The sequence below is a fragment of the Micromonospora sp. WMMD964 genome (assembly GCF_029581455.1).
GTDB lineage: Bacteria > Actinomycetota > Actinomycetes > Mycobacteriales > Micromonosporaceae > Micromonospora.
Window position 1 is genome coordinate 1,603,281 of sequence record NZ_CP120860.1, and the last position, 17,344, is coordinate 1,620,624.

At 72.0% G+C, this 17,344-nt stretch carries 19 protein-coding genes; 8 read left to right on the plus strand and 11 right to left on the minus strand.

What is annotated here, in order from left to right; all coding sequences use genetic code 11:
• The first annotated feature begins 31 nt into the window (after nucleotides 1-31).
• The 5 genes from O7616_RS07540 to O7616_RS07560 all read left to right on the plus strand — a co-directional run bounded on the left by O7616_RS07540 (nucleotide 32) and on the right by O7616_RS07560 (nucleotide 6,217).
• Nucleotides 32-1,330: an ABC transporter ATP-binding protein gene (locus tag O7616_RS07540; protein ID WP_282306170.1), complete on the plus strand. Its 1,299-nt coding sequence runs from the start codon at nucleotides 32-34 to the stop codon at nucleotides 1,328-1,330.
• Between the two features lie 94 nt (nucleotides 1,331-1,424).
• Nucleotides 1,425-2,468: a hypothetical protein gene (locus tag O7616_RS07545; RefSeq protein ID WP_282306171.1), complete on the plus strand. Its 1,044-nt coding sequence runs from the start codon at nucleotides 1,425-1,427 to the stop codon at nucleotides 2,466-2,468.
• Between the two features lie 64 nt (nucleotides 2,469-2,532).
• On the plus strand, nucleotides 2,533-2,997 hold the full coding sequence (locus tag O7616_RS07550; RefSeq protein WP_282262934.1) for a DUF4442 domain-containing protein: 465 nt from the start codon (nucleotides 2,533-2,535) through the stop codon (nucleotides 2,995-2,997).
• 59 nt (nucleotides 2,998-3,056) lie between these two features.
• Entirely contained in the window at nucleotides 3,057-3,848 is a 792-nt protein-coding gene (locus O7616_RS07555; protein WP_282306172.1) for a beta-phosphoglucomutase family hydrolase, read from the plus strand.
• The gene (locus O7616_RS07560; RefSeq protein ID WP_282306173.1) at nucleotides 3,845-6,217 is read left to right on the plus strand and encodes a glycoside hydrolase family 65 protein; all 2,373 of its coding nucleotides are present in this window, start codon (nucleotides 3,845-3,847) and stop codon (nucleotides 6,215-6,217) included. Before O7616_RS07555 ends, O7616_RS07560 begins: the two co-directional genes overlap by 4 nt.
• A 73-nt stretch (nucleotides 6,218-6,290) precedes the next feature.
• Here the strand turns inward: O7616_RS07560 and O7616_RS07565 are convergent, their stop codons facing one another.
• Nucleotides 6,291-6,470 carry a hypothetical protein gene (locus tag O7616_RS07565; RefSeq protein ID WP_282262931.1) on the minus strand — a complete coding sequence of 60 codons (180 nt, stop codon included), beginning with the start codon at nucleotides 6,468-6,470 and terminating at the stop codon, nucleotides 6,291-6,293.
• A 160-nt stretch (nucleotides 6,471-6,630) separates the two neighbouring features.
• Between O7616_RS07565 and O7616_RS07570 the strand changes: the two genes are divergently transcribed.
• Complete coding sequence (locus O7616_RS07570) at nucleotides 6,631-7,281, plus strand: dienelactone hydrolase family protein (RefSeq protein WP_282262930.1); 651 nt, start codon at nucleotides 6,631-6,633, stop codon at nucleotides 7,279-7,281.
• Here the strand turns inward: O7616_RS07570 and O7616_RS07575 are convergent, their stop codons facing one another.
• On the minus strand, nucleotides 7,282-8,385 hold the full coding sequence (locus O7616_RS07575; protein WP_282306174.1) for an AI-2E family transporter: 1,104 nt from the start codon (nucleotides 8,383-8,385) through the stop codon (nucleotides 7,282-7,284).
• 205 nt (nucleotides 8,386-8,590) lie between these two features.
• On the opposite strand from O7616_RS07575, the gene O7616_RS07580 reads away from it, so the two are divergent.
• Nucleotides 8,591-8,773, plus strand: a complete 183-nt coding sequence (locus O7616_RS07580; protein WP_282306175.1) for an antitoxin — start codon at nucleotides 8,591-8,593, stop codon at nucleotides 8,771-8,773.
• A 63-nt stretch (nucleotides 8,774-8,836) separates the two neighbouring features.
• Here O7616_RS07580 and O7616_RS07585 read toward each other — a convergent pair whose 3' ends face one another.
• A complete protein-coding gene (locus O7616_RS07585; RefSeq protein ID WP_282306176.1) occupies nucleotides 8,837-9,433 on the minus strand; it encodes a hemerythrin domain-containing protein in 597 nt (198 codons plus the stop codon).
• Between the two features lie 172 nt (nucleotides 9,434-9,605).
• On the opposite strand from O7616_RS07585, the gene O7616_RS07590 reads away from it, so the two are divergent.
• The gene (locus O7616_RS07590; RefSeq protein ID WP_282306177.1) at nucleotides 9,606-10,931 is read left to right on the plus strand and encodes an FUSC family protein; all 1,326 of its coding nucleotides are present in this window, start codon (nucleotides 9,606-9,608) and stop codon (nucleotides 10,929-10,931) included.
• Nucleotides 10,932-10,943: 12 nt separating this feature from the next.
• On the opposite strand, the gene O7616_RS07595 is transcribed toward O7616_RS07590, so the two are convergent.
• From O7616_RS07595 to eccB, 8 genes are all read right to left on the minus strand, one after another.
• On the minus strand, nucleotides 10,944-11,588 hold the full coding sequence (locus O7616_RS07595; RefSeq protein WP_282306178.1) for a C39 family peptidase: 645 nt from the start codon (nucleotides 11,586-11,588) through the stop codon (nucleotides 10,944-10,946).
• A 289-nt stretch (nucleotides 11,589-11,877) separates the two neighbouring features.
• A complete protein-coding gene (locus tag O7616_RS07600; protein ID WP_282262920.1) occupies nucleotides 11,878-12,285 on the minus strand; it encodes a TIGR03618 family F420-dependent PPOX class oxidoreductase in 408 nt (135 codons plus the stop codon).
• Between the two features lie 30 nt (nucleotides 12,286-12,315).
• Nucleotides 12,316-12,654 carry a YkvA family protein gene (locus tag O7616_RS07605; protein ID WP_282262919.1) on the minus strand — a complete coding sequence of 113 codons (339 nt, stop codon included), beginning with the start codon at nucleotides 12,652-12,654 and terminating at the stop codon, nucleotides 12,316-12,318.
• A 33-nt stretch (nucleotides 12,655-12,687) separates the two neighbouring features.
• Complete coding sequence (locus O7616_RS07610) at nucleotides 12,688-13,500, minus strand: hypothetical protein (protein ID WP_282306179.1); 813 nt, start codon at nucleotides 13,498-13,500, stop codon at nucleotides 12,688-12,690.
• A gap of 145 nt (nucleotides 13,501-13,645) precedes the next feature.
• Nucleotides 13,646-14,002, minus strand: coding sequence for a hypothetical protein (locus O7616_RS07615; RefSeq protein ID WP_282306180.1), 357 nt, complete (start codon nucleotides 14,000-14,002; stop codon nucleotides 13,646-13,648).
• Nucleotides 14,003-14,165: 163 nt separating this feature from the next.
• Complete coding sequence (locus O7616_RS07620; RefSeq protein ID WP_282306181.1) at nucleotides 14,166-15,428, minus strand: WXG100 family type VII secretion target; 1,263 nt, start codon at nucleotides 15,426-15,428, stop codon at nucleotides 14,166-14,168.
• Nucleotides 15,421-15,831, minus strand: a complete 411-nt coding sequence (locus O7616_RS07625) for a hypothetical protein (protein ID WP_282306182.1) — start codon at nucleotides 15,829-15,831, stop codon at nucleotides 15,421-15,423. The genes O7616_RS07620 and O7616_RS07625 overlap by 8 nt, the downstream gene beginning before the upstream one ends.
• A gap of 46 nt (nucleotides 15,832-15,877) precedes the next feature.
• Entirely contained in the window at nucleotides 15,878-17,314 is a 1,437-nt protein-coding gene (gene eccB, locus O7616_RS07630) for a type VII secretion protein EccB (RefSeq protein ID WP_282262912.1), read from the minus strand.
• Between the last annotated feature and the right edge of the window lie 30 nt (nucleotides 17,315-17,344).

Here is a 17,344-nt window from a genome sequence, read left to right on the forward strand (position 1 = left end):
GATCGGCCGAGACGAGCTGGGGGGGACGACGGTGAGTACCGTCACGCTCAAGGATGTCAGCAAGGTCTTCAGGGACGGCACGTTGGCCGTCGACAGCATAAATCTCGATGTGAACGACGGCGAGTTCATGGTGCTCCTCGGGCCGTCCGGCTGCGGCAAGTCGACGGTGCTGCGAATGATCGCCGGATTGGAGGACCCGACCCAGGGCGCGGTCATGCTCGACGGAGAGCTGGCTAACGACCTGCCCCCACGGGACCGCAAGATCGCCATGGTCTTTCAGGACTTCGCGCTCTACCCGCACATGACCGTCGGCGACAACATCGCCTTTCCGCTGCGACTGGCCGGGGTCGAGCCGGAGCCGAGGGGTGAGCGCGTCAGTGACGTGGCGAGTGCCCTGGGCATCGGCGACGTGCTGGCCCGCAAGCCCGGTCAGCTCTCCGGCGGCCAGCGGCAGCGGGTGGCGATGGGCCGGGCCATCGTCCGGCGGCCCGGCCTGTTCCTCATGGACGAGCCACTCTCGAACCTGGACAGCGGCCTCCGCGCGGAGCTGCGCGCGGAGATCTCGGGCCTCACCCGGGAACTGGGCGTCACCACCGTCTACGTCACCCACGACCAGGCCGAGGCGCTCACCATGGCCGACCGGGTGGCCATCATGCGCCGCGGCGTGCTCCAGGACGTCGGCACACCCACCCAGGTGTACGGCCGCCCGGCGACGCTCTACGTGGCCGCCTTCCTGGGCAGCCCGCGGATGAACCTGCTGGAGGCGTCGGTCTACGTCCACCTCGACCGGTACGTCACGCTGAACCTCGGTGAGCAGTCGCTCTACCTGCCCTGGAACGACATCCGCAGTCGGGCGGTGGCGCACTACCACGGCGAGCGGATCGTGGTCGGCATGCGCGCCGAGGCGCTCACCCCGGTCTCCCCGGACAGCCCCGGCGACGTGCTGCGGGGGCGGATCCGCTACCTGGAGCACCACGGGCACGAGTCGTTGGCGTTCCTCGACATCGGCGCGACCGCGATCATGGTCGACGAGATGGGTGCCCCGCTGGACCCACCACCTGTCGGTCAACGTGGCCTGCGACGGTTCGGCTCGGTGATGCAGCGACTCACCGGCAAGCCGGTGGATTCGCAGGCGCCGCCCGTCGGCAACACCCAGACCAGCGTGCTCCCCGACCCGGGGCGGCACCACCGTCGACCGGCGGAACTGGCGGTGCGGCTGGCACCGTATCCGGCGGTCAGCGCGGGTCACCCGCTCGCCGTCTCGGTCCGGATGGACGCGTTGCACTTCTTCGACGAGCGCGGAGCCCGGATCGACGTGGGTTGGCGCTGACGACTCGCCGGAGCGGGGTGGCGGGCGGGCCACCGGGTGTCCTACCGTCTGCGCACCCAGTCCACTGTGCAAGACCACCGAGAGGGGTGCATCCGTGTCGGGTGACCGTCCCAGTCCGCTCGTCATCGAGCGCATCCTGCGGGATCGCGCGGGCATCTGGCAGCAGATCGTGGCCGAGGGCGACCTCAACGCGCTGACCGGGCGCATGCTGGCCAGCTCCGCCATCGCGCTGGCCTGTTACGGCGCGGTGCTGGGTGCCTTCCACAGCCCGCTGATGGCGCTGACCTCGGCGCTGAAGCTGCCCCTGCTGTTCCTGGTCACGCTGGCCATCTGCCTGCCCACGCTCTACCTGTTCAACCTGGTCTTCGGTGCCCGGCTCTCGGTGCGGCAGTCGTTGGCGCTGGTGATGGTGGCGATCACGGTCACCTCGATGCTCGCTGTGGCGTTCGCGCCGATCAGTCTCTTCTTCCTGATCACCGCGCCCGACTACGGGTTCTTCAAGCTGCTCAACGTGGCGATCCTGACCCTGTCGGCACTGGTCGGGCTGCGGTTCCTGACCGGCGGCATGCAGGTGCTCAACGACCACGGCCTGCTCGCGCCGGAGGTCGCCAAGACGCACGCCGACGCGTACGCCCCGGCGTCTGTCAACGTCCCGGCACCGGCGACGCCCGCTGCCGGGTCGGCCGAACCGGCACCGGCTGCCGCGCCGGTCGCCGGTCAGGCTGCCGAGCCGGCGGTCGTGTCGGCCGGTGCCGCAGTGGCCGCGCCGGCCGGAGCCACGGCTGCCGGGTCGTCGGCGAACGGTGCCGTGGCCACCTCGCCGGCTCCGACGCACGTTCCGGCGCAGTCGACCGGCCAGCCGGCCGTCGCCGGGTTCCCGCCCGGCGCGGTGCCCCCCGGCTACGGGCCGGTGCAGCGCCCCTGGGCCCAGCCGCCGGTGCGGCGCGGCGAGCCGACGCAGCGGCCGGCGAGCATGACCCTGCTCTACATCTGGATTCTGCTCTTCGGTTTCGTGGGCACCCAACTGGCGTGGACACTGCGCCCGTTCTTCGGCGACCCGGGGCAGGATTTCTCGTTCTTCCGCAGCATCGACGGCAACTTCTACGCGGAGATCCTGCGCACCATCGCCAACCTGTGAGCACCGGCCGTCACCGGGGAAACCGCTGGTTGCCGCCCTGATTACCGACGAGTAACGTCAGGCCATGACCATCGACTCCCGTCAGGTGGCGGCCGGCATGCTGCAAGCGGTGCCCTTCGCCCGTACGCTCGGCCTCGAGTTCGTCGAGGTGGCACCCGAGGCGGAGGGTGGGGTGCGGGCAGTCGTCCGGTTGCCCGACTCGCCGGCCACCCACAACCACATCGGCGGCCCCCACGCCGGTGCCATGTTCACCCTCGGCGAGACGGCCTCCGGCGCGGTCGTCATGGCCGCCTTCGGGCAACTGCTCGACCGGGCCGTGCCGCTCGCCGTCCGGGCCGACATCGCGTACCGGAAGCTCGCCATGGGCCCGGTGCTGGCCACCGCGCGCCTCGGCCGGCCGGCACCCGAGGTGATCGAGGAGCTGGAGTCCGGCCGGCGGCCGGAGTTCCCGGTGCCGGTGGAGATCGCGACCGAGGACGGCAAGCCGACCTCGGCGATGACCGTGATCTGGACGTTGCGGCCCAACTGAACCGTGCCACGCCGGGCGAAAAGGGTTTGCGGGCCCAGCAGGGTGGATAGATTCGTACCGTGCTGGGCCTACCTGCTCACGTGACCGCCTGTCTCTTCGATCTGGACGGTGTGCTGACGCAGACCGCCCGCGTGCACAACGCCGCCTGGAAGCAGACGTTCGACGAGTTCCTCCAGCAGCGGGCCACCCGCTCCGGCGAACCGTTCCAACCGTTCGACCCGGGCCCGGACTACAACCGCTACGTCGACGGTCGCCCCCGAGCCGACGGCGTCCGGTCGTTCCTCGCCTCCCGGGGGATAGTGCTGCCCGAGGGAAGCCCCGACGACCCGCCGGACGCCGACACCGTCAACGGCGTGGGCAACCGCAAGAACGTCCTGTTGCTGCAGCGCCTGCGCACCTCGGGTGTCGAGGTCTACCCGGGCTCGGTGCACTACCTCGAAGCGGCGAGGAAGGCCGGGCTGCGCCGGGCGGTGGTGACAGCGAGCGCCAACGGTGGCGAGGTGGTCGCCGCCGCCGGGCTGGAACCACTGCTGGAAGCCCGGGTCGACGGGCTGGTCGCCCGCGCTCAGGGGCTGCGCGGCAAACCGCACCCCGACACCTTCCTCGCCGGGGCCAGGCTGCTGGGCGTCGACCCGACACACGCCGCCGTCTTCGAGGACGCGCTCTCCGGGGTGGCCGCCGGCCGCGCCGGTGGCTTCGGCTACGTGGTCGGCGTCGACCGGGTCGGGCAGGCCGACGAGTTGCTCGCGCACGGCGCCGACGTCGTGGTGAAGGACCTGGCCGACCTGCTGACCGTCGCCGACCCGTCGCCGCCGACCCGCACCGCCGCCGGGGAACGGGGTCCCGCGTGATCCGGGAGCGGGCCTATCCGGTCGAGCCGTGGCACGTCCGGGAGACCCGACTGGACATGGACGTGCTGGCCCAGTCCGAGTCGGTCTTCGCGCTCTCCAACGGGCACGTCGGCCTGCGGGGCAACCTCGACGAGGGTGAGCCGCACGGCCTGCCCGGCACCTACCTCAACTCGTTCTACGAGCTGCGTCCCCTCCCGTACGCGGAGGCGGGCTACGGCTTCCCCGAGTCCGGGCAGACGATCGTCAACGTCACCAACGGCAAGCTGCTCCGGCTGCTCGTCGACGACGAGCCACTGGACGTGCGCTACGGGGAGCTGTTGTCCCACGAGCGGGTCCTCGACCTGCGGGCCGGGACCCTGCACCGGGAGCTGCACTGGCGTTCGCCGGCCGGTCGGGAGGTCAAGGTCCGCAGCACCCGTCTGGTCTCGTTCACCCAGCGGTCCGTCGCCGCCATCAGCTACGAGGTGGAGGCCGTCGACGGCCCACTGCGGCTGATCGTGCAGTCCGAGTTGGTGGCCAACGAGTCGCTGCCCGCGCAGAGCAAGGACCCCCGGGTGGCGGCGGTGCTGGAGTCACCGCTGCTGGCCGAGGAGGAGCTGACCACTCCGGACGGCGGGCAGCTCATCCACCGCACGAAGGTCTCCGGGCTGCGGGTCGCCGCCGCGATGGAGCACGAGGTGCACGGTCCGGACCACACCACGATCGAGTCCGAGGGATACCAGGACTGGGTGCGGACCACGATCGCCTGCGTGCTCAAGCCCGGCGAGAAGCTGCGCGTGATCAAGTACCTGACGTACGGCTGGTCCAGCCGCCGGTCGCTGCCGGCGCTACGCGACCAGGTCGGCGCGGCGCTCGCCGGCGCCCGGCTGGACGGGTGGGACGGCCTGCACCGGGAGCAGCGCAACTACCTCGACGAGTTCTGGGACGCGTCCGACGTGCTCGTCGAGGGCGACCCGGAGGTGCAGCAGGCGGTCCGGTTCGGCCTCTTCCACGTGCTCCAGGCCGGAGCGCGGGCCGAGCAGCGGCCGATCTCGGCGAAGGGGCTGACCGGTCCCGGTTACGACGGGCACGCGTTCTGGGACACCGAGATGTTCGTCCTGCCGGTGCTCACGTACACCCAGCCGAGCGCGGTGCGCAGCGCGTTGCAGTGGCGGTACAGCACGTTGGACTCGGCGAAGGAGCGCGCGGAGACGCTCAACCTCAGGGGCGCGGCCTTCCCCTGGCGGACCATCGAGGGGCCGGAGTCGTCCGGCTACTGGCCGGCCGGCACCGCTGCCTTCCACATCGCCGCCGACATCGCCGACGCGATGCGCCGCTACGTGATGGTCACCGGAGACACCCAGCTGGAACGGGAGATCGGCCTGGAGCTGCTGGTGGAGACCGCCCGGCTGTGGCGCTCGATCGGCCACCACGACCGGCACGGGCGGTTCCACATCGACGGTGTCACCGGCCCGGACGAGTACACCGCCGTGAAGAACGACAACGTCTACACCAACCTGATGGCACAGCGGAACCTGCTCACCGCCGCCGACGCGGTGATGCGCTACCGGGACGAGGCGTACCACCTCGGTGTCACCGACGAGGAGGCCGCGAGCTGGCGGGACGCCGCCACCTCCATCCACGTTCCGTACGACGAGGAGCTCGATGTCCACCAGCAGGTGGAGGGCTTCACCCGGCTCCAGGAATGGGACTTCTCGCACACGCCGGCGGAGAAGTACCCGCTGCTGCTGCACTACCCGTACTTCGAGCTGTACCGCAAACAGGTGGTCAAGCAGGCCGACCTGGTCCTCGCGATGCACTGGCGGGGGGACGCGTTCACCCCGGAGCAGAAGCTGCGCAACTTCCTCTACTACGAGCGCCGTACCGTCCGCGACTCGTCGTTGTCCGCCTGCACCCAGGCGGTGCTCGCGGCCGAGGTGGGCCACCCGGAGTTGGCACACACCTACCTGCGCGAGGCCGCGCTGATGGACCTGCACGACCTCAACGAGAACACCCGCGACGGCGTACACATGGCGTCGTTGGCCGGCGCGTGGCTGGCCCTGGTCAGTGGGTTCGGCGGCCTGCGCGACCACGACGGCGAGCTGTCCTTCGCCCCCCGGCTCTCCAGCCGACTCAACAGGTTGGAGTTCTCCCTGCAATGGCGAGGGCTGGCACTGCGGGTGGATGTCCGGCCGCACCAGACGACGTACTCGCTGCGCCACGGCGGCCCGGACGACGTGGTGGAGCTGCGCCACCACGACCAACTGTTGCGGGTGACCTGTGACGAGCCGGTGACGGTGCCGGTGCCGCCGGCCGATCCGTCCGGCCCCGCACCCGAGCAGCCACCGGGCCGGTCGCCGCTGCTGCGTCTACCCGAGCGCGAACAGTGACGGTCGGGGCGGAATACCTCCGCCCCGACCGCCTCGCACCGGTGCCAGACCGGCTCGCCGGTCAGCTCGTGTGTCAGACCGGCTCGCCGGTGGACGGGCGCCCGATCGCGTCCCGGGGCGCCGCCGCCTTGGGATCGTCGGGCAGCCGCGCCGAAGCGGCCTGGTCCCCGAAGTCCTGGTTGCGCTCGGGCTCCTGTTCCCGCCGGGCCCGCTCGGTCTTCTGCTGCTGCTCGGAGATCTGCTGCTTGGCCATGACGATCCTCGCGATCCGTCGGGGCGCGGGTGCGCCGACACGGTCTGCGGTCGCTCGTCGCGTACCCGACGCCGCACGGGGCAAACGCGGCGGCCGGCGGGGCGCGTGCGGCGCGACCGGCGGGGTACCCGGGCCCCAGGCGATCACGCGGAGGTGAGGCATGGACGAGCAGGCAGCGGTGACCGTTCCGGTCGGGGAGGCGCACCTGTCCGCCGACCTGATGCTGCCGGCCCAGCCGGTCGGTGTGGTCCTCTTCGCGCACGGCAGTGGCAGTTCCCGGCACAGCCCTCGCAACGTGGCGGTGGCCCGTGCGCTGAACGGTCGAGGGCTCGGCACGGTGCTGGTGGACCTGCTCACCCCGGCCGAGGACGAGGTGGACGCGCGCACCGCCGAACTCCGGTTCGACATCGGGCTGCTGGCCAGTCGGCTCGCCGGGATCGTCGACTGGTTGGCTGTGGAACGGCCCGCCGGTGACGTGTCAATCGGTCTGTTCGGGGCCAGCACCGGGGCCGCCGCAGCACTCGTCGCGGCATCGTCGCGCGCGGACCGGGTGGGTGCCGTGGTCAGTCGGGGCGGTCGACCGGACCTGGCCGGAGGCGCGTTGGCCCAGGTGCGTACGCCGACGTTGTTGCTGGTCGGCGGCTTGGACGAGGAGGTGATCACGCTCAACGAGCGGGCGGCGGCCGAGTTGGGGGACGTCGCCGAGCTGCGGATCGTCCCCGGTGCCACCCACCTCTTCGAAGAGCCCGGGACGCTGGAGCAGGTGGCCGACCAGGCCGGGGCCTGGTTCACCACCTATCTCAACCGCTGATCACTCCGCCGGTACGAGAGCCGAGGCCGACCGGCGCTGCTGGACGGTGTCGACGACGCGCCACAGGACGGCGGTGATCGGGACGCTGACGAAGGCGCCCGCGATTCCCGCGATCAGCGTGCCGGCGGTGACCGCCACCAGGATCACCGCCGGGTGCAGTCGTACCTGCCTCTTCATGATCAGGGGTTCCAGCAGGTTGCCCTCGATCTGCTGCACCGCGATCACCGCGGCGAGGGTGAGCAGTGCGGTGGTGGGCCCGTTCGCGGCGAGCGCCACCAACACCGCCACCGCCCCGGCCACCGTCGCTCCGATGATCGGCACGAATCCGCCGAGGAAGGTGATCAGCGCCAGGGGCAGGGCGAGCGGCACCCGCAGCACCACCAGCGCCAGGCCGATGCCGATCGCGTCGATCGCGGCGATCATCATGGTGCCCCGACTGTACGCACCCAGCGTCTGCCAACCGGCCCGTCCGGCCTCGGCCGCGACCGGCTGGTTCGCGCCGGACACCCGCGACAGCACCCAGTGCCACATCGACCGGCCGTCCTTGAGCAGGAAGAAGAGCAGCACCAGCGCGAGCAGCGCGGAACCGAACACCTCGGTGGCCGTCCGGGCACCGGACACCGGGTCCGGTGAACTGCCGCTCAACCCCTCCCGGGCCTGGTCGACCAGCCGGTCCAGCTGCGATTCGCTGACCGGCAGCGTCGACGTCACGAAGTCACGAGTGCGCTCGACGCCCTGCGTCAACTCCTGACTGAGCTGGTCGAACTGGCTCGCGGTCAGGTTCCACACCAACGCGCCGACGCCGACCAGGATGCCGAGCAGCAGCAACACGGTGCACAGCGCGGCCAGGGCCGCCGGCAGACGCAGTCGACGCAGCAGGAGCAGCACCGGGTCGAGCAGGGCGGTGAGGAAGACGGTGGCGGCCAGCGCGATGGCCAGCGGCGCCAGCAGGACGGCGATCCGGCCCAGCAGATAGAGCCCGGCGACGATCACCACCAGGCAGGCGCTCCACGACACCGCGGTCCGGACCAGCCAGGGCAGGGCCGCCCAACTCTGCCGCGGGCCGGGGTCGCCGGTCTTCGTTCCGGGTTCCTCTGCCGCCATGTCGGTCCTCCTCGATCTCGGCGAGGTCGGTACCCAGCCGGTCGTGCGCCGACACCCGTTTCGGCTCCGTTCGCTGCTGCCCGGGCGGATCGTACGCCGGTACCCGACCCCTGGGCGGGAGTTCGCCGACCACCCTCGGACGACGGCGTTTGCGCTGCCGGCGGGAGGGAACGCCATTCGGAGACCGGAGCGGAGGGAAAACGCCGTGGGTGACTTCATGGACAAGGCCAAGGACTTCGCGAACAAGCACGACGAGCAGGTCGACCAGGGCATGGAGAAGGCCGGTGACATGGCCGACAGGCGCACCGGTGGGAAGTACACCGACAAGATCGACAGGGGCGTCGACCAGGCGCAGGCGCGTACCGGTGAGGGCGACCGGTCGCGGTGACCCATCGCACGGCACCGGGCCACCGCGTCGGCGGTGGCCCGGTTCGTCGTGCAGCGACGATGCTCAGCGTTCGCGCAGATCGTCGATCGAGGTGGGCCGCCCACTCAACGCGTCGCGCAGCCGGTCGACCAGGCCGATGCCGGGCGCCAGCAGTTTGTTCGCGGGCGGGTGGTCGGGTGAGCCCGGGTGCGGCCGGGTCGGCCCGATCTCCTTGACCGCCGTCACCTTGGCCGCGACGTCGACGAGTTCCTCCCGGGCCGTCGCAGCCCGCAACCGGGGAAAGAGTTCGTTCTCCTCCTCCCGCACATGCTCACGGATCGTCCTCGTCAGATGGGCGAGCAACTCGTCGAAACGGCTGTCGGACGGGTCGGCCGACTCCAACTCCTTCATGGTCTGCTCGGCCTCGGCGTGTTCCGCGATCTCCCGGTCGGCGATCTCATTGCCGTCGGGCAGTGCCTTGCGCGCGATCGGATAGACGTACGCCTCCTCCGCGACGGCGTGGCGGACGAGTTCGGCGATCACCACGTCCACGAGGTGGCGGCGGTGCTCTGGGGTGCCCCGTCGGGTCTCCAACTCGACGAGGAGCGCCTCGACCTCGCGGTGGTCGGCGACCAGGATGTCGACGGCGTCATGCTCGTCGGTGGTCTGCTGGTTGGTCATCTCACGGCCCCTTACCGGTTGCGGATCGGTGGGAGGTGTGAGGCCCTGGTACCCCCACGTGGCTGCACGAACCCACCGACGACGATGGGTTCCAGGAGGCCGGTGGTGGCCCGGAGGCCGGTGGTGCCGGACCGGCACGATTGCCCCGGCCCTCGTCGGGGTAACCGCCGCCATGGCCGACGACCGCCCACCCGCCGACCGTGATCGGTCGCGCCTCGACGAGGCTGCGGAGCGGAGCGGCCAGGCAGTCGAACGGGTGCGGCACCGCAGCGGTCAGGCGGGCCGGATCCGGGCCCGGCAGTGGGAGATCACCCTGGTGATCTCCATCCAGGCCGGGCTGGCCGCGGCGATCGCCGCCCTGCTCGCCAAGAATCTGCTCGGCCCCGGAGCGCACGTCTTCGCCCCGGCCGCCGCGGTCGGAACGATCGCCACCGCCATCGGGCAGCGGGCCCGACGCACCTTCGAACTGCTGGGTGGCGTGTCGCTGGGCATCGTCATCGGGGACACCCTGCGGTACCTGCTCGGTTCGGGTCCGTGGCAGACCGGCGTGGTCGTCGCGCTGGCCATCGCCGCCGCGCTGCTGGTGGCCGGCAAGGGGGGCGCGCTGGTCGGCCAGGCCGGCGGTACCGCAGTGCTGATCGCCACGCTGGCCCCGATGGACCGTGGACTGGAGTTGCCCCGGATCTTCGACGCGCTCGTCGGCGGAGCGGTCGGTCTGGTGGTGGTCGCGCTGCTGCTGCCGATCAACCCGATGCGGGTGCTGGACCGAGCCGCGGCACCGATCTTCGAAGTCCTCTGCGACCAACTCGCCGAGCTGGCGCAGGCCCTGCGGGAGCGCGACGGCGACCGGACGCTTGGCGTTCTACAGCGGCTCCGGGACACCGAGAGCGATGTGGGTCGGCTGCACGACGCGCTGAGCGGTGCGGAGGAGGTGGTGACGATCGCTCCGGCCCGCTGGCACCGCCGCCAGCAGTTCCACAGGTACGCCCGCAGCGCTGACCACCTGGAGCGTCTGCTGCTCGACAGCCGAGCCCTGGCCCGCTGGTCTTCGACCGCGTTGCAGTACGGCGAGCCGATCCCGTCGGAGCTGCCGGACGCGATCGGCCGGCTCGGTCGGGCGGTCGTGGAGATGCGCAGAGAGTGCCGGGTCGGTGAGGATCCGCAGGCCACCCGCCGACTGGTCGAGGAGTGCGCCGAGCTGGCCGGGCGTGCGGCGGTGAGCGGGGTCGGGTCGTTCGGCGAGTCACTCGTCACCGGACTGCGTACCGCGGCCAGCGACCTGCTCCGGGCCTGCGGGTACGAACCCGACGACGCCAATCGGATCGTGCGTCGGTCGGCGGGTGCCGGTGAGGCGGAGCTGCACCCACCGGCCCGGCGAACACTGCGCCGGATGCGGCCGGCGCGGTCCACCCGAGCGCGCCGCCGCGCGCACCTCGCCTCCCGTGCCCGCAACGAGAGCCGAGCCGGCCTCCCCGCGAGGGAGAGACCGGCCCGGTGACACTCGTTCGGGTCAGGAGGAGTAGCCGCGCTCGGCGATCCAGTTGGCGACCTTCGGCAGGCTCACCCAGTACTCGCCCAACGCCGGGTCGGCCGGGTCGGCGACCCGGATGCTGTCGCCACCGTCCCGGTAGCCGACGAGGGTCAGGTAGTGGCCGCCCTCGTACGAGTGCGGGTTGCCGTCGGTGTCGACGGTCGTGCCCTTGATGTTGGCCACCACCGGCCGCCCGGCGTCCACCGCCGCCAGGACGTCCCGGCGCAACTGCTCGACCTGGTCGGGACGAGCCACCGAGTCACGGATCTCGGTGGTCCGGTACTTGCCACCGGTCAGCTCGTTCAGCACCCGCGTGGTGTCCAGGGCTGAGGGGGTGCCCGCCTCGGTGGTGCCGAGCAGCTTGGCCACCTCGTCCTGGGAGAGCGCCTTGCCCTGGGCGGACAGCGCGATCCGGGTCGCGGCCGGGCCGCAGTAGTAGAAATTGGGCTGAGCCTGGTAGTCGATGCCGAGGATCCGCTCGGCGGATCGCTGGGTCTGGCTCGTCGACGGCTGTGTCGGAGCGGCCGGGGCGGCCTGGGCGGCTACCGCCGGGCCGAGGGCGCAACCGCCGGCGACCAGCAGGCCGGCAACGGACAAACCGCTCTTCTGGACGATCGGATTCATGTCGAGTCTCCGTTCGGGGGTTGACGCCTCCGCGCAGCGGAAGGCGCAGCACCGGGAATGGCGCTCGGCTCAAACCGGGGGCGACGACCAGCGGCGGGTTCGCCGTTGGCGCACCGGGGACGTAACGGCCCTGCTCCGGCGGACATTCCGTCGGCGGCAGCCGGTCCGGATGGTCACGACAGGTCGCCGTGGTGCGGCCGTCGCGACCAGGTGTAACGGCAGGAGGCCGGGCGGGATTCCACCGGCTGGGCGAGGTCCCGGTCCAGGGGCGTCGGCTTCCCGCTGTGGTTCAGAGGCTCCCCAGCAACCCGGTCACGGTGATCTCGATGACCACCCGCTCCGGATTCGGACGTGGGGTGCGATACCGCTCGGCGTAGCGGCGCTCCGCCTCCGCCACCGAGGCTCGGTCCGAGCGCAGCACCGCGCGGCCCTCGATGGTCAGCCAACGGCGGCCGTCCACGTGGCAGACGGCCACCGCCGCGCCCGCCGGACCTGCCGCGGCCACCTGACGGGCCTTGCTGGAGGCACCGGAGGTGATGACCCGGGCCAGCCCGGCCGCCGGGTCGAGGGTCACCCCGACGGGTACGACGTGCGGGGTGCCGTCGGCCCGCAGAGTGGTGAGCGTGGCAAGGTGACGTTCGGCGCAGAAAGCGACGACACGCTCATCGTGTACGTCGAGTCGATGACCGCCCGCCATGCCCGCCCCCTGCCGCCGCGCCGACCCCGATCATGGCACGCGACGGGCGGGGTCCCGATCGGGCCGGGCGGCAGGCTGACCGGGCAGGTGTCGACCGGCTGCCCGACGCTTCTGCACCAGCCGGGTCAGGTAGATCAGCGCGGCGGCCAGGACACCCATGTCGTCCAGGTAGATCGGGTCGGGGAGCACGTCGACCGGGAAGATCGTGTAGATCAGCGCCCCGTAGAAGGCGACCTTCCCGCCCGCGCCGAGCCCGGTCAACATCCGCCGCGTACGCACCACACGCACCGCCAACACCACGGCACCGACCAGTGTGGCGATCGCCAGGATGCCGGCGACCACCACGAGGACCCACGCCTCTCGGGACATGCCTTCACGCTAACCCACCGGACGGCAGGCGGCTCAGAACGCGGGCACCGTCGCGCGACCGCGTGCCGTCACCGGGTTCTCCCGGGTCTGCTCGACGTTCTCCCGGGTCTGCTCGGTCGACCGGGTGAACTCGCTCAGCGGCAGCACCGACGGATCCGCGACCCGTCGCCCGGTGGCGGCGTGCGCCTCCTCGCGCAGACTGCGGGCCGCCGCCACGGCCAGCTCCGCCGCCCGCCAGGCGACCTGCTCCTGCTCCCGGGCGGCGGCGTGCCTGGCCGCGAGGTTGTCGCGGATCGCCCGTTGCAGCACCAACTCCTGCTCGACCGGGTGCAGCCGCGGGTCCCATCCCTCGCGGTGCGCGAACGCCTCGCTGAGCTGCTCCACCGACAACTCCCGCCGCCAGTACGCGTTCAGCGCGGCCCGGTGCAGGTAGCGCTCGCGGTCCGCGTACTCGGCCGGAGTCCGGACGGTCTGCGGCAACGGCATCGCGGCTGCGGCGGCGAGCCGTCGTACCGCTGCCTCGGCTGCCTCGTACGCCTGCCACGCTGCCTCGACGGCCTCCTGCGCGGCCACCCACTCCGCCCGGCGGCGCTGGGCGGAGCTGGTCGCCCGCTCCGCGGCCACCGCGACCTCCTGCGCGTAGCGGCTCTGCTCGCGTGCCTCCTGCACCTGTTCGAGGTGACTCGGCATGGCCGCGCGGCGGATCCGGGCAACCGGGTCGACGCGAAGTCGGCCGGGTCGCAGCAGCAGCGCGGAGACGGCGACGCCGACCACCCCGAGCAGGCTCAGCCAGATGACGGCGGCTCGGGACAGGTCGGGCAGGGCGGCGGAGAGGATGGTCTGCATGATCAGCACCTCGCGGTCGAAGGCGGGTATCGACGGGTGGCAGGAGGAGCCCGACAGGCCGGGTGGTGGGGTCGTGCCGTCGGCGGAAGCTCACACGCCCTGACGGACGACCCGGGACCGGGCCCCGGGGATCGCCGGAACCGGATCAGTGGGTGGGCGGGCCGCGCCGCGCCGCAGTGCCACGGCCGGGGTCGATGGCCGGCGTGTGGTGCGGGCCCGCCGTGACCGCAACGGGTGCGGCGGCGATGTCGACCTCGTCGGTCGGCGGCGCGACGGGCTGGCCGGCACGCTCGGTTGCCGGGGCCGCGTCGGGGCGGACCGTCGCCACCCGGCTGCTCACGGCGCTCGGCCGCAGCTGGGTCGGCGTGGGCGGTGGCGTCGCGACGAGAGCACCGCCGAGGCCGACCGCGAGCACCAGCGCGGTGACCGCCAGTCGGGTCAGCTCGCGCAGCGACCGCAGCACAGCCCACCGGGCTGGGCGGGCACAGGCTGCGGACGACACCCGACCAACCTATCGCCCACTCCGGCGTGCCGCAGCTCGGTGACGGCCCGATCTGCCGTGACCACCGCCACCCCGCACACAGTGGACGGTGTCGCCAGGTGCCCGGAAACGGCGGTGCCCCCGCCCGGATCAGGTCCGGTCGGGGGCACCCGTCGTGCTCTGGTCAGCTGCCGCTGCCGAGAACCGGCGGCGCGGCGTCACGACCGTCGCGCCACACCATCTCGTCCTCGGTCAACCAGGTCAGCCGCTCGTCGGAGTCGTCGTCCTGCGGCCGACCCCGCGCGCCGAGCACGCCCGAGTTGCCGCCTGCGGTGGCTGCCCGGCCACCACGCTGGCCGTCGATGCTGCGCCCGATCCCGCTGGCGGCGCGGCTGTCCGCCGGGGCGACCCCACCGGTCGGACGAGCCGACGCGGTGGGTGTGCTGCTCGAACCGGCGAGCGTGGCGGTGCGGAGGACACCCCCGGCCGGCGCACCACCCTGCGCGCCGAAGAGCAGGCCAGGGCCGGAACCGGCAGCGAGGGGTGCCGTGCTCGGCCCGGCCAACCCGGCCAGCCCGGCAGCACCACCGGCGACCAGCGCTCCCCCGACCAGGGGGTCCGCCCCGGCGAGGGAGGTGCCCGGCGGGTCGACGTCGCTGCCGGTGCCGGTCGGACCGCCGACGACGGCCGGCGGGGCACCGGCGCCCGGGGCCTGCTGGCCCGGGACCGAGCCGTCGCCGATGCCGGGCGACTGGCCGGCGCGGTCGGGCCGGGAGATCGTCGCGTCACCGGTGTGCGCGCTGAAGCCGGTGCTGCCGGGCCCGGCGTTCGCCGTGGCGACCGTGGGGACGGCCTGCGGGGACGTCGGGTCCTTTCGGACGCCGTTCGGTGTGTCGGGATGCGGCTGGGGCGGATCGACGACCCGGTCGTAGGCGGAGATCTCGTAACTGCCGGCCAACTCGGCGACCAGGCTCACCATCCGCTGGTGAGCCTTCTCCTGCTCCGCCTTGTCCTGCTGGTGACCCGCGAGGCCCATGACCACCGCGCCCGGTAGGCCGAAGGTGGCGGCACCCTTCACCGCACCGGAGATCGCCTTGTCGTTGTCGTCGGTCTCCTCCGGGCTCTCGGCCTGCTTGCGGGCCGTGCGTAGATGGTCGGCCATCATGGTCAGCCCTTGCTTGATGCCGGCCATCCCGTCGCTCAGGGCGTCGGAGTGGGCGACGATCAGGCTGAGCCGCCGCTGGAACTCCCGACCCGCCGAACCCGTCCAGGTGTTGCCGAGCTTCTCCAGGTCGCTGTTCAGCTCGCGGCCGAGACCGTCCAGGATGCCCTTGAGCTCGGCCCACTGGGCCGCCACGCCCTCGATCTGCTCGGGCTGACCGGCCATCACACCGTCATAGAGCTCCTGATGGGTGTTGCCCTGGTAGCGCTGGGTGTATTCAGACACGCCCATCCTCCTTCGGCTCGAACGCCCGATCGACGCCGTTGAGCGCCGCGGTGACATCGGTGGCGTTGGCCGCGTTACGTGCCTCGGCGGTGCGGTAGTTGGTCAGGATCGTGCTGGTCGCCTGCTGTGCCGCCAGCACCGCCTGTCGGATCCGCTCGGCCTGGTCGACATAGGACTGATGGACCTCGCTGTAGCGGCGCGCCTGGTCGGTGGCGTCGTAGAACGAGCCGAGCGCCGGCGGGCGGCACTGCATCTCGGTGTTGAGCTTGCGCAGCACCGACTCCACCTGACTCAACCGTGCAGACAGATGCTGGTGGAAGTCCTCTAGGGACAGCAGGTCGACTTCCGTACGCCCGGTCATGGCAACATCCCCGTCGTTCTGGTTGACAACCGTCAGCGACATCCAGGTTAGTCCACGGCTACGACGCCGGGCGACCCGTCACCGCTGCTCAGCCATCCGCCCCGGTCACTGTCCGATCGTCCGGCGAGAAGACCGACATCGCGCCCTCGCGACTCAGGGTGGGCCCGGTCGGAATCAGCGCGAGCAGCGAACCGGGCACCGCCAGTGGAGTGACCCCGCCGTAGCCGAGCACCCCCAGCGTCGCCGCGGAGCCGAGCGGATACCGGATGCCCTGCGGGGTGATCAGGTAGATCGTCGACCCGGCGGCACCGGAACCGCTGGTCCCGGCACCGGGTGAAGCCTGTGCGATGACGCCCTTGCCGCCCGGCAGCAGCACCGCCTCGGTGGTCCGTACGGCGTCCCGTCGGGTCTGCGGCACCGGCAGCGGGCCCGGGTTGGTCGCGGTCAGCTCGGCCGGCGCCCGATCGAAGACCTCCAGGGTGGTGGTCGGCGGTCCGCCCGTGCTGCTCGCCCGGTACGTCGCGCACAGCGTGGTCTGACCCGGGTTGGTCGGGTGGAAGCTGGGCATCGTCTTCGGCAGCCCCTCCTCCTCGACCCGCTGTTCGACGAACAACTCGCCGGCCTGGTTCGGCGTGATGTCCGTGATCCGGCCGCCGCCACCGACCATCAGCAGGGCGGTGATCTCACTGATCGAGGCGAGACCCTCCCGGGTGAGCACGTAGTACCGCCCGGCGGCGCTGAACACCTGACCGACCTTGGCCGGTTGGCCGGCCACCCTCCGCGTGCTGGACTCACCCTCACCGGGCAGCGACGGCTTGCGCAGCGGTGGCCCGGCCGGCACGGCGTTGAGCAGTTGCTGCCCGACCCGCAGCGGCGCCACGTCGGCCATCTTCAGCGCCGTGATCGTCCGGTCCCCGCCGAGCACCTGGAGTCGGACGTCGTCGGTGACCAGGTACCGCTGGTTGTCCACCACGACGAGCGCCGCCCGGTCGCCCAGCGGGACGCCGCCGGGCAACGCCCGGTCGATCACCACCCGGGTGCGGGAGCGCTGCGGATCGACCGGGTCCGGCACGTCGCAGACCGACCAGGGCAGACCGGTCAGCGACTTGCGGTCGGGTAGGGCGTCCGGTGCCCCGACGATGCCGAGGGTGAGCCCGCGTGGCCGGTCCCGCAGGGACGCCTGGGACATCGTCCGTGCCGTCGCGTCGGGCTGGTCGAGGATCAGCCGCGCCGAGGCGTAGTTGAGCGTCGGATGGAGCTGCCCCTCCAGGAACACGTACGTCGCACCGGTCTCCCGTTCGATGACCAGGGTCTGGTCCTCCAACGGCGCGGTGTTCCCGGTGAGCTGACCGTAGGCACCGACCCCGCCGAGCACCACGGCCGCGGTGATGACACTGCCGAAGACAGCCATGCCGAGCCTTCGCATCGGCAGGTTCGTGGTCTCCGGATCGCCCGACAGCAACGCGGAGACGATCCGGCGGGTGACGAAGCGGTACGCCTGCACCTGATCGCGGCGGGTCCGCATGACTTACCTCCGGCGGGGTGGATCCGCGAC